11 protein-coding genes are annotated in these 12,555 nt (G+C 34.5%); 8 read left to right on the forward strand and 3 right to left on the reverse strand.

Annotated elements, in window-relative coordinates:
* Nucleotides 1–262: 262 nt before the first annotated feature.
* Together L8T27_RS24925 and L8T27_RS24930 are read right to left on the reverse strand one after the other, a co-directional pair.
* Nucleotides 263–901 carry a glycosyltransferase gene (locus L8T27_RS24925; RefSeq protein ID WP_237943612.1) on the reverse strand — a complete coding sequence of 213 codons (639 nt, stop codon included), beginning with the start codon at nucleotides 899–901 and terminating at the stop codon, nucleotides 263–265.
* A gap of 302 nt (nucleotides 902–1,203) precedes the next feature.
* Nucleotides 1,204–2,058 carry a LysR family transcriptional regulator gene (locus L8T27_RS24930; protein ID WP_237943613.1) on the reverse strand — a complete coding sequence of 285 codons (855 nt, stop codon included), beginning with the start codon at nucleotides 2,056–2,058 and terminating at the stop codon, nucleotides 1,204–1,206.
* A gap of 135 nt (nucleotides 2,059–2,193) precedes the next feature.
* On the opposite strand from L8T27_RS24930, the gene L8T27_RS24935 reads away from it, so the two are divergent.
* Nucleotides 2,194–3,288 (forward strand): NADH:flavin oxidoreductase, encoded by a 1,095-nt coding sequence (locus tag L8T27_RS24935; protein ID WP_233317269.1) that lies wholly within the window; start codon nucleotides 2,194–2,196, stop codon nucleotides 3,286–3,288.
* Between the two features lie 135 nt (nucleotides 3,289–3,423).
* Nucleotides 3,424–4,071, forward strand: coding sequence for a DsbA family oxidoreductase (locus tag L8T27_RS24940; protein WP_237943615.1), 648 nt, complete (start codon nucleotides 3,424–3,426; stop codon nucleotides 4,069–4,071).
* A 194-nt stretch (nucleotides 4,072–4,265) separates the two neighbouring features.
* On the opposite strand, the gene L8T27_RS24945 is transcribed toward L8T27_RS24940, so the two are convergent.
* Nucleotides 4,266–5,078: an AraC family transcriptional regulator gene (locus tag L8T27_RS24945; RefSeq protein WP_237943617.1), complete on the reverse strand. Its 813-nt coding sequence runs from the start codon at nucleotides 5,076–5,078 to the stop codon at nucleotides 4,266–4,268.
* A gap of 508 nt (nucleotides 5,079–5,586) precedes the next feature.
* On the opposite strand from L8T27_RS24945, the gene L8T27_RS24950 reads away from it, so the two are divergent.
* The 6 genes from L8T27_RS24950 (at nucleotide 5,587) to L8T27_RS24975 (ending at nucleotide 12,047) form a co-directional block, all read left to right on the forward strand.
* Nucleotides 5,587–7,137 (forward strand): extracellular solute-binding protein, encoded by a 1,551-nt coding sequence (locus L8T27_RS24950; protein WP_237943627.1) that lies wholly within the window; start codon nucleotides 5,587–5,589, stop codon nucleotides 7,135–7,137.
* Between the two features lie 74 nt (nucleotides 7,138–7,211).
* Complete coding sequence (locus L8T27_RS24955; RefSeq protein WP_237943629.1) at nucleotides 7,212–8,366, forward strand: glycoside hydrolase family 88 protein; 1,155 nt, start codon at nucleotides 7,212–7,214, stop codon at nucleotides 8,364–8,366.
* Nucleotides 8,367–8,520: 154 nt separating this feature from the next.
* Nucleotides 8,521–9,489 carry an ABC transporter permease gene (locus tag L8T27_RS24960; protein ID WP_233317264.1) on the forward strand — a complete coding sequence of 323 codons (969 nt, stop codon included), beginning with the start codon at nucleotides 8,521–8,523 and terminating at the stop codon, nucleotides 9,487–9,489.
* A gap of 19 nt (nucleotides 9,490–9,508) precedes the next feature.
* Complete coding sequence (locus L8T27_RS24965; protein WP_237943631.1) at nucleotides 9,509–10,411, forward strand: carbohydrate ABC transporter permease; 903 nt, start codon at nucleotides 9,509–9,511, stop codon at nucleotides 10,409–10,411.
* A gap of 10 nt (nucleotides 10,412–10,421) precedes the next feature.
* Nucleotides 10,422–11,045 carry a YesL family protein gene (locus L8T27_RS24970; RefSeq protein ID WP_237943633.1) on the forward strand — a complete coding sequence of 208 codons (624 nt, stop codon included), beginning with the start codon at nucleotides 10,422–10,424 and terminating at the stop codon, nucleotides 11,043–11,045.
* 504 nt (nucleotides 11,046–11,549) lie between these two features.
* Nucleotides 11,550–12,047, forward strand: a complete 498-nt coding sequence (locus tag L8T27_RS24975; protein WP_237944203.1) for an HPP family protein — start codon at nucleotides 11,550–11,552, stop codon at nucleotides 12,045–12,047.
* Nucleotides 12,048–12,555: the final 508 nt, after the last annotated feature.

Consider the following 12,555-nt stretch of genomic DNA (forward strand, 5'->3'; position numbering starts at 1 on the left):
TGTTGTACGTTCTGCATTTTTCTTTTGGATTGCTATTATAATTAATTATTATTCAATTAGTATTGTCTTTATTTAAAAAGTTGAAAGGAAAAAAATTTCTTATAACAACATTAATGGGAAACATTAAATTATTGATTGGATAATTAGACCTTAACAAAAATTTCCCTTTTTTCTGTCCATCTATATTTACCAATAGCGAGGGAGTGGCTATCAATAATATGACAGGCACCTCTAATAGAAATAGAGGTGCTTGTTCCATTTATTATTTGAATTTATCAGGAAACTGTTTTACAACTCCAGTTGAAATAGCATCAGCCATTATGATTATATGAGTTACACCCTCATCAATTGAGATGATTCTAGCATTCCAGTCTTTTTCCAGGCTTGCAGTTAAATCATTTGTGACTAATTGGAGATGCATAGCTAATAATTTCTTTAGCTCTTCCTTTTTGAGGAAAGGGTTGGCTTCACTGAGAAAAGCAGCTATATCATCTGCATTTCTATCCCATTCTTTGTTTAGCTGAGTCACTGTAGTTTTATTTCCGCTTTTAGCTGCATCTATAATTTTTCCTGCTATAACAATATGCTCCTTAAGCAGCTCTGTCAGTTTGTTCCCTGCTTTCTCGCCGTAAACAGGCTTTATTGCATTTCCAATATCCTCTTGATTTTTTAGAAGTCTCGTCAGAACCTGTTTTTGATCCTCTGCACCTGCTGTAGTTGCGCTTGTAATATAGTTGCTTGTCCACAAAACATGATCTAACCAAAGCTTTCGGAAATTATTTTCAAAATCTACCTGTGATTGGCTAATGTGTTTTTCTTGCGGTTTAGCGTAAGTATTTGTTCCCGTCACCATGATTAAGGAAAAAAGCAAAATCCAGCTCATTAAAAATATCTTTTTCATCAAAAATTGCTCCTTATTAGTTAGTAATTGCTTATATTATTTTCAATAGTTTTGGATTTTTTATACATAATAAACGGATTTAATGATGCTGTTTAGAAGGATATTTTTTAAGCTACAATTGGTTCTTAGAAAAAATTTGTTCGGACAAGAGAGGAAGTATAAATAATGAATATATAAAGCTGCATTCTGCGTCTTATTAACGTTTAAAATGCTTAGTAAAAAAACTTCTAATCCTTGATAGAAGTTTTTTATTGCCAACGCCATTTTTCTACGTAAAACTGCGTTATTTAAAAGAGAAATTGTTACTCCCAAGTTATTGCGTGCTTCTGCACAAGACTTATCATACTGCTTATAGATGGTGACAACCATTTATCTTTGTGATAAGCCAAATAAGTGGATAGTGAATTTTGTTCTTTTGTAACTTCTTCTCCTATGAAGATCCCGCCTTTAAGTTCTTCTTTTACAGAAAAGTATGGAACAAGTGATACGCCTAACCCAGCTTTTACACAGTGTTTGATTGCTTCTATACTTTGGAATTCTAGACTATCTTTAATATCTAATTGATTTAATGAAATATATTCGTCAAATACAGATTTATAACTGCATCTTAAATCGGAATATAGCGCTGTATTTAAAGCATCTTTTTTATTTTTAGGCTGGATGAAGACCATTCTTTCTTTTACTAATTCTCCTATATGCAACTCTTCTTGTTTCCAATTTTCCTTTTCTAATATTAAAGCTAAATCTATATCACCACTCTGGAGGCTCTTAGTAACATCATAATTTTCTAATGACTTAACGTGAAGGCTCACTTTCGGATATTTCTGCTTGAATTCAAGCAGAATCTGAGGAATTCGGCAAATGGTTAATGATTCCGATATTCCAATGGTTAATTCACCTTGAGGTTCCTTTTCAATAGTAAGTGACTGATTGTAAAGCTCAATTATTTGATTTGCATACGGAAGAAATTGCTTACCGAAGTGAGTTAATATTATTTTTTTTCCGAGACGGTCAAAAAGTGGATTACCTAATACCTTTTCTAGTTCTTTAACATGGGTAGTAATAGAAGACTGTGCGTAACCCAAGTGTTCTGCTGCTTTATTAAATCCGTTCTTTTCAACGATGGTTTTAAATGTAATTAAATGGCGAAGCTCCAAACTAACATCTCCTAATAATAGTTCAATATTTTTGAACTATCTTATCAAATATATTCGTTTTACTAAACTGTACTCTTCATTTAAGCTAATAACAGTAAGGATGTCAATTACTTAATACAACAGGAGGAAAATGACTTGGATAAAAGTATTTTGTTTCAATCTTTGATAATGAATAAAACAGAATTAAAAAATAGAGTTGGACTAGCACCAATGACTCGAATTAGTGCGACAGTAGACGGATATGTTACGGATAAGATGGTCAAATATTACCGTTCTTTCGCAAAAGGTGGATTTGGGTTAATTATTACAGAAGGTACGTATATTGATGATAAAAGTAGCCAAACGTATCAATATCAACCAGGTATTGCATTGGATGGACAAGCACAAGCTTGGAAAAAGGTTGTGGATGCCGTTCATGAAGAAGGCGGTAAAATTTTTATGCAGTTACAGCATAGTGGACCACTCTCACAAGGAAGTCACTTTTCAAAGGACACAATTGCCCCATCAGCAGTAAAGCCTAAAGGCGAACAGCTTAAATTTTATTTCGGAGAAGGGGAGTTTAATGTTCCGAAAGAAATGACAAAAGAAGAAATGAATGATGTGAAAAAAAGCTTCGTAAATGCTGCTCAAAGAGCAAAGGCTGTTGGATTTGATGGGGTTGAAATCCATGGTGCCAATGGTTATCTCTTAGATGCATTTCTTACAGAATATACAAACCTGCGCACTGATGAATATGGTGGAAGTACTGAAAACCGAGTAAGATATTTAGTTGAAATTGCATCTGAAGTGACTAAAGCTGTTGGAAATGATTTCATAGTTGGAATGCGAATCTCTCAATCACAAGTAAACGATTATTTCTACAAATGGTCAGGAAAAGAAGAAGATGCAAAAATTATTTTCACTTCCTTAGGTCAATCAGGCTTAGACTATATTCACGTCACAGAGTTCGAAGCATGGCAGCCAGCATTTGATGGAGGAGAGGAATCTTTAGTTTCTTTAGCGAAAAAATATAGCCAACTGCCCATAATTGCGAATGGTCAATTAGAAAAAATAGAAAAAGCTGCTGAAATCTTAAATAGCGGTGATGCTGATATTGTAACATTAGGAAAAGGTGCTTTAGCTGATCACGATTGGGTTAAAAAAGTGAAAAATAACGAAGCTTTATCAGTATTTAAACCAAATGATGTGCTTTACCCAGCAGCTAATATTAAGGATTTCGAGATTGAATAGAGGCGATTAAAGAAAACGGGCAACAGCAGGATCAGCAATTCCCCATTTTATCTGATGTAGCAGTTGTTTTTATGTAAGCCAAAAACATGGCTTTGCAAAAGTAGGAGATTATGAATCAAATCGGAGTGAAGCATTTTGACAGTCAAAATTAAAGTTTATTCAGATTATGTGTGCCCTTTCTGTTTCTTGGCAGAAGCACCATTAGAAGAAGCGATAAAAGGAAAAGATGTAGACATAGAATGGATGCCATTTGAGCTGCGTCCGTATCCAAACGAAACGTTAAGGCCAGAAGGAGATTATTTACAAAGAACTTGGAAGCAGTCTGTTTACCCAATGGCTGATAGGATGGGAATTAAGATTGTCTTACCAAATGTATCACCACAACCTTATACTCACTTGGCATTTGAAGGTTTTCAATATGCTAAGGAGAAGGGAAGGGGAAATGAGTATAACATTCGTTTACTGCGTGCATTTTTCCAAGAAGAACAAGGTATTGGTAACATGGATGTTCTTACAAAGCTAGCAGGTGAGGTTGGCCTCGATGTACAAGCATATCGAACGGCACTGGAAAATAGAACGTTTCGTGAAGAACACCAAAAGGCATTACAACATGCTTATACTGAAGCTAACATATCTGCAGTTCCTACCTTTATTATAGGAGATACAGTCGCTGCAGGTATTCATTCGAAGGGAAATCTAGAGAGAATCATAAATGAAGAAATAAGCAAGCAGAATTCTAGTGAAATACCGGAAGGACTGGCTTGTGGAATGGATGGATGCTAAAAATTAGTAAATTTAAGATTCGTTTACTTTGAGCGATACTTCTAGTATCGCTCTATTCATTTGTTTAAAGGGACGGCGACTTCGCCTAAATCAAAGAGACAGATGGGAAAAATCTGAAGCACAATTCCTAACAGGCGAGCTTTTAAGAAAACTTTCTTTATTGCTTATTTTAAAACATTACATATCCGTAAATTTTAATACTTACTTGTGCTTTCAAAAAACGGCATATTACGATAATCGGATGGATTTCTGCCGGTTTCTTTTTTAAATTGACGAAAGAAATGTACTTCGGAAGAGTAACCACACATTTCTGAAATGTCATTCAATGTCAATTCTGTATGAGCAATGAGATATTTAGCTTGATCAATTCTGAACCGAATTACGTCTTTGTGGAAAGAGATGCCAAAAAGTTTCCTGTACAAATGCTGGAAATAGGAGGTGCTTATTCCTAAAGTAGAGGCAACGTTCTCTGCCTTATACGACTGCATGACATCAGACTGAATGCGTAATCGTAAATCTCTTAATTTTGAATGAAAAGGACTATAGTTATCATCACTGCCTATTTCAAGATAGTAGGACATTAGTTTATTAATAAGGACTTGAAGAAGTATTGAAACATTTTGCTTCTTAAATTCTTCTCTTGAATAGTTATACTCCCAAATAATTTCTTGAAAGATAATATTAATATGTCTGGAATCAGCTAGATATATAAGAGTATTAAGAGGAAAGTTCATCTTGTCAAAAAGCGTAGAATCATGTGATTCAAAGCGCAGCCAGTCATCAATATACACTCCATCTGGATTCTCGTAATAATAAGGAGTGTTAGGACTAATAATTATAGCTTCGTTAGGTCGACCTTTCATGGATACACCGTTAACATTATAGATTGCATTGGATTTCAGTGATAATAAAACATAACAAGGGATACCATGGGGTTTTGACATTCTAAACGTTAAAGGATGACGCATATTTATTCCGCCATTTATTATCGAAAAAAGTTCGTTCATTTAGAATGCTCCTTCCTATAATGCTAGCGATACTAGTGATGAAGTAAGTTTAGAAGTATTGCTTTTAAGGAAACTTTCAAATTTTTGTATAAAGCTAAGTCTAGTGTCATGTCTACGTTAATTACATTCTATTTTCAGGGTCTATGCTTCACTTATATTTTAATAGTTGATTTGGCGCGTTTTGAAACGCTCACAAATATTTGAATTTATTATATTATAATCAGAAAATTTTTCATAGGGTTCTTGTTCAATTGTTCTAAACATGGCAGAAAACAAAAAAGTTAAAAATGTTAGTATTTATAAATTACGTAATTGTTTTTGAACTCGGTTTTAAATAAACTACAAATACAGTTTGGTACTGATTTTCCATAAAATCTTTCGAAAGGATCGAAAGATTTTTAAAGAAACCAAATTGTAAGCGTAACCATAAGCGTGATTATGTTTTAAGCAGTAGATTTTTATCAGTGCGATAAAAATTATTAATTAGTGAAAGGGGAGAGAGGTACGAATGAAAAAATTAAAAAAGTTATGTTTTTTCACATTCCTTATTGTGTCAGTAGTATTAGCTGGTTGTCAGAACAATAAATCGAATGCAGTGGAGGATGGGACATTAACTATTTGGAGTACGTGGATGACGCCTAGTCCAACAGTCAAAAGCTATGAGGAATCACCTTTTCATCAAAATTTAGAAAAGGAATCTGGTGTTAAATTAAAATGGCAGTTTCCAACGGAAGGTTCAGACTGGAGCCAGGCGTTTAATTTAATGCTCTCTGAAAAACAATTACCAGACCTGATTTATTATGGCTGGATGGGAGTGGCTGATAAATACATTAATGAAGGGGCCATACGAGATCTGACAAAAGATATTGAGGAAAAAGCACCAAACTATTGGAAGTTTTTAAATGAACATCCTGAGTTTGATCGTGCAATGAAAACGGATGATGGAAAGTATTATATGTTTGGCTTCTTTAGAGAACAGCCGTATCAAGCTTCTTACATGGGGCCAATGATTCGCCAAGATTGGCTAGAGGAACAGAACTTATCAATGCCCGAAAATATTGCAGATTGGACCAAAACTATTGAAATTTTCCATGAGAAATATGGTGCTCAATTAACCTTTCAAACTGGTTGGCGTATGAGTCCAGGATTTGCAGGAGCCTTTGATGCTCATGGGTCATTTGACACTCGTTATTTCATTGATAAGAATGGCCAAGTACAGTTAGCACAAGCTCAGCCTGAATGGAGAAATTATATGGCTTGGTTTAACGATTTATATAAGAAAAACTTAATTGATCCTGATTTTGCAACAATTGATGATCAAGGCGTGAAAACAAAGGCATCTCAAGATAAAACTGGTGCAACTATCATGAATGCCGGAACTTTATTAGCAATGAATACGGATGCAACAACAAATGAAACGGGTGCCGAGTGGGTAGGCGCACCATATCCGAATCAAGCAGATGGCACAAAATCAGCATCAATCTTCACAGAAGATTTATATAATGCACAAGGCATCGCAATCTCAACATCATTACCAGAAGAAGAATTGGATGAAGCGTTTAAATTTTTAGACTGGGCTTACACGGAAGAAGGAATGCAATACTGGAATTTTGGTAAAGAAGGCGAAAGTTGGGAAATGGTAGATGGGCAACCTACCTTTACTGACTTAATAACAGAAAATAAGTTAGGTAAAGATGAAGCAATTGCTCTTTATACAGGTAACTGGTTATCCGGACAAGGTGTTCAACTTTCACGATTTATTGAACAACGTTTGGATGAACCATCATTTAATGCTTCAAATTCATGGTCAGATGGTCAAGAAGAGGCAATCGACTCTATTTTCCCTGCAGCTGTTTCTATGACATCTGAGGAACGTAAAGAAGCTTCTAATCTTGAAAATACGATAAATACTTATGTTAAGGAACATGCATTAAAATTTGTGACTGGAGAGGAAAGCCTAGACAAGTTTGATGACTTTGTAAAAGAATTAAATAATCAAGGCTTGGAACGACTGTTAGAAATTCGTCAAGCTGCCTATGAACGTTATTTAAAGCGCTAAATATCCATAAGCTGATACCTGTTTTTGAAGGTTATCAGCTTTAAAATCATTATTACTATTAGGAGTGAAGAAGCTTGGTTGGAAGGTATCAAACGGAATTTGAAACGTATTTAGATAAATGTGTAGACAAATTAAAGTGGGTAAGTGAAAGGAATCGCAATGGAATTCCTTATTATGTATTAGAGGATGGTAAATACAACAATATGGATAATGCATATACCAAGTCAACCACAGGCGATGTTAGTTGGTGGACGAATGGTTTTTTTGCAGGTATGCTGTGGCAGCTTTACAACTATACTCGAGAAGAAAAGTATCGTGAATGGGCAAGAATTCAAGAAGTCAAATTGGATCGATGTTTTGATATTTTTCAAGGTTTAAATCATGATGTAGGTTTTATGTGGCTGCATACATCGGTGGCAAACTATCAAATGACACAGGATCCAAAGGCAAAAGTGCGTGCTGTCCATGCGGCTAATATTCTTGCTGGACGGTTTAATCTTAAAGGAAATTTCATACGTGCGTGGGGTGGGATAGATAATCACTGTACAGGGTTGGCTATCATTGATTGTTTAATGAACTTATCGTTATTGTATTGGGCAACAGAAGAAACCGGTGATCCTAGATTCGAACAAATCGCACGTACACATGCGGATATGGCACTTGACCAGTTTATACGTGAGGATGGTTCAGTCCATCATATTGTAAAATTCGATGCTGCAACAGGAGAAGTAATAGAAGCGGAGCGCGGTCAGGGATATGAGGTAGGAAGCAGCTGGACTCGTGGTCAAGCTTGGGGTATTTATGGTTTTGTGAATAGCTTCCTTCATACAAAGGATGAACGCTACCTTGATGCGTCAAAAGAAATTGCAGATTATTTTATAAAGCACTTACCTGATTCGCATCTAGCACCTATTGACTTTCAACAGCCTGCAGAAGATGACTTTGAAGATAATAGTGCAACTTGTATTGCCATTTGCGGATTGTTGGATTTGGGAAAAGCACTCAATAAAGAAAAAACAGATGGAAACAAATATATTGAGGTTGCAGAAGAAATGCTAAAAGCTCTTTGTGAAAATCGTTTGTGTTTAGATTCGACTAGCGAAGCATTGGTGGAACGTTGCGCAGTTGCCTACCATTTTGACAAACATATAACAACGTTAATTTATGCTGATTATTTTCTACTGGAGGCATTACTAAAGGTTAACAATCAAGAATTAAAAATGTGGTAAGGGAACGACCGAACCACTAATGTTGTTGAATTGGAAGGATGTTCAGGATGTTGTAAAGTTAGTGTCTTTGGTCTAAACGATTGAACAACTTGGGGTGTCGCTCTTAGTTGGTAAAAGAATCGAAAATGGATGATTGTTGAAAGGGGGAAAAAAGTTGTCGGACAATAACCTAGCAATAAACAATAACCTACCAACAGAGAATAATCCGAAAATTAGTTTTTATAGTAAGTTAAAGAAAGATTTTCAACTTAATAAGATAAAGTATTTAATGGTATTGCCTGTAATAATTTACTTTCTTATCTTTGCTTATAAACCAATGTATGGGTTACTGATGGTTTTCCAAGATTTTAGTCCTCGTTTAGGTATATCGGGGAGTACATGGGTTGGATTTGAGAATTTTCAGCGCTTTTTTGCTGATCCGAGTGCTTGGCGTATCGTTAAAAACACATTTAACATTAGCTTTTGGAGTTTAGTATTTGGCTTTCCAGCACCAATTATTTTAGCGCTACTGATTAACGAAATTAGAAATAAGTTTTTTAAACGTATCGTCCAAACTGTTTCCTACATGCCTTACTTTATATCCATCGTAGTTTTATGCAGTTTAATTAAGTTTTTTACACAATCCGATGGACTAATTCCCGAATTCTTTAGCTATTTTGGGATTGAAAAGACTAATTTATTAGCAGAACCTAGTGCTTTTGTTCCGATTTATGTAATTTCGGATATATGGCAAACAATCGGCTGGGATTCTATCATCTATCTAGCAGCCTTAGCTGGTATTGATCAAGAACAATATGAAGCTGCAAGAATAGATGGTGCCAGCAAATTACAACAGATTTTCCACATTACTCTCCCAGGATTGAAAACAACGATTATTATCTTGTTAATATTGCGAATGGGAACGTTGCTTAACATGGGGTTTGAAAAGATATTGCTTCTTTACTCTCCATCCACTTATTCAGTGGCAGATGTAATATCAACTTATGTTTACCGTATGGGTATATTAAATGCAGATTATAGTTATGCAGCAGCAATTGGACTACTCAATACATTAGTTAACGTTACATTGTTGTTAATAACGAACCGCTTAGCAAAGAAATTCGCAGGTTCTGGCCTATTCTAATAGAAAGGTGGTTGAAGATATGCTTAGAAAACGAAAAGTTAGATTACTGAGAGAAAGTAAAGGCGACCGAGTTTTCTCTTATATTAATACTATTATCATGATATTAGTAATCATCGCTTGTTTTTACCCTATATGGTATGTAATCGTCGCTTCATTCTCCAGTTCAGCGGCGATTAATGCGAATATTGGAAAATTAATTTTCCCAAAAGATTTTACTCTAGGGGCCTATTCTAAAGCGTTAAGCCACCCGTTAATTATCTCTGGTTTTCGAAATATCTTTTTGATGTTGTTAATCTCCTTGCCTATTAATATGTTAATGACCATTCTGTGTGGGTATTTTATGGCTTCCAAGAATGTATTGTGGAAAAATGCAATCGTTTCCTTTTTTATGTTTACGATGTTCTTCCATGGTGGCTTAATTCCGAGCTTCTTGAACCAAAAAGAATTGGGCTTATATAACAATATTTGGGCATTAATTATCCCAGGTGCACTGAGTTTGTTTAATGCCATAATTTGCAAATCTGCCATTGAAGGAATTCCTGATAGCTTGGTAGAATCAGCGAAAATAGATGGTGCTGGGGATTTTACCATTTTAGGAAAGATTCTAGTTCCAGTAATTAAACCGACTTTGGCAGTTTTGTTGCTGTATTATGGTGTTGGGTTATGGAATAACTGGTTTAATGCGTCCATTTATATTACAGATAATGATTTATTACCAATCCAAAACATTTTAAGGGCTGTTTTATTAGCAAATAATGCATCGCTAAATCAAGGGGCTGCAAGTGCAGATGTTGTTAACCAATATGCTGAGACGATTAAGTATGCAGCTATTTGTATCTCAACTATTCCAATTCTATGTATCTATCCATTCCTGCAAAAATACTTCGTAAAGGGTGTTATGATTGGGTCCGTAAAAGGTTAGGAGGTACTTAATGCTGAAGCATTTTATAGATTCAAATAGTAAAATTTATAAGTTTTCATCCTATCTAATGGATTTGTTTACATTAAATCTGCTGTTTTTAATTACCTGTTTACCAATAGTTACAATTGGTGCCAGCACATTAGCTCTCTCAAGAGTTACTATGAAAATGGCAGAAGGGAAATTGTCTTTTCCAACAAAAACTTATTTGCAGGAGTGGAAAGACAACTTTCTTCGTGGAACTACAATTGAGCTGATTTTGATTATTTATGGAGTTTTGTTAGTTGTTGCGATAAGGCTGTTACCAATTCTCCCGATTATATCCTTTGTTATTGTAGGTGTTGGTATTCTCTTAGCGTTAATTACCTTTGTAGTATTTTGCATCTTTATTTTTCCGTACAGTGCACGTTATGAGAATTCATTGCTAGGTAGCTTTCGTGTCGTATTACAGGTTTCTTCATTAAATCCTAAAATAACAGCTGGTTTGCTAATCCTTATAATTGCTGTAGCAGCAATAATGTCATTAGATCCTTTTTGGTTAATCTTTGTTTCTTTCTTCTTTTTTATGATTGGTTTTTCAACAGTCAGCTTTGGTATTTCTCATATTTCTTTAAAGCTTTTTACTCCTTATGAGTAGAAAAAAATCTGAAACTATATAAGATAATTCCAGTATGTTCATTGATTAATGCTAATCAGATTAATTTGTTATACCTGGATTGGTTAACCTACAAAAGCATTGGATGAAAACAGCAAGATAAGATGAGAGGGCAGTTCCTTTATTACTGTTTTTAATGATGTGATTAACATATCAAGTATAAGTTTATACGAAAACAAAAAGGCATCGGTTCTTGTAAGCTTACAGATGTCTTTTTGTTTTTTTTGATTACATAACTTGTTAGTATATATGTTTTGTATAGTGTTTCGTTAAAACTATCGAGGGAAAATGAAGGGTTCTTTGCAACTTTTAAATGTTCTATTGTTATAAACATGACATGCAAATTAAGAAGTAATGGGATTCACTAAAGATAAGAAGTAGTGTAATATATTTAGGATAGTTTTTTAACAAGGAGGCAGACATCTTTTGATTACAGAAGGAAATCTTGCAAAAAAGGAACATAATGATGAAAATACTTCCTATTTAATGAAAATGAAAGGGGGAGGAGAAAAGAGCCCTCTGAAAGTAAATATAAATGATATTATAACAGGATTTATGGGTGGGGCTATAACCATTTTTATTCTCGGTTTATTAACACGTTTTACCTATACTCCTTTGCTAATAGCTTCATTTGGTGCAAGTTGTGTATTAGCATTCGGACTCTGGAATTCACCATTATCACAGCCTAGAAATATTATAGGGGGCCATTTCATTTCCACTTTAATAGGATTAATTATTTATCATTTATTTGGTAATGAACCATGGTCATTGGCTTTGGGAGTTGGGTTAGCTATCGGTTTAATGATGTTAACGAAAACAACCCATCCTCCCGCTGGAGCAGATCCAATAATAATAATACTCGGCTCTTATTCATGGGAATATCTATTTACACCAGTAGTAACAGGATCTATTGTAATTGTACTGTTAGCATTAGTTATTAATAATTTAAGAAGCAACAGGAAATATCCAGTTTTTTGGATATGAATTATTGGTTAAAAAATAAAGAATACGTTAATGTAAGGGCGACCGTCGAATCCACTGGTATAAATGGGGTTAGACGGTTTTTCTTTGTGAATTAATCAATCTAAAGAGGATTAATGCTTATATGGAGAGTTAACGCTAACTTATTGCATGAAAGTCTGTGTTTAAGAGAAAAATGTTTGTTTAGGAGGGAGATAAGTTTAATTACTTTATTTGGTAATAATGTTATGATAAGTATAAAAAGGCAATGGAAAGAGTGAGATTAATGAATCATGTCACTACCAGAAGACCATTATACTTTTGGCTATCCATCACCTTATTACTTTGTGGAATAGTTTCATGGATGCCATATTTAGCTTTTAAAATTCAGGAACCTTATGGATTGCTTACTTTAATCATTAACCCTGTTGGAATGATCCTAGGAATACTCTCAGCAAAAAAATGGGTTGCTTTAAGTAATTTAATTATGATATTTAGTATTTTTCCCGTAGCAATATTTGTATATCTGTCT

It is taken from the genome of Niallia sp. Man26 (assembly GCF_022049065.2).
GTDB lineage: Bacteria > Bacillota > Bacilli > Bacillales > Cytobacillaceae > Niallia.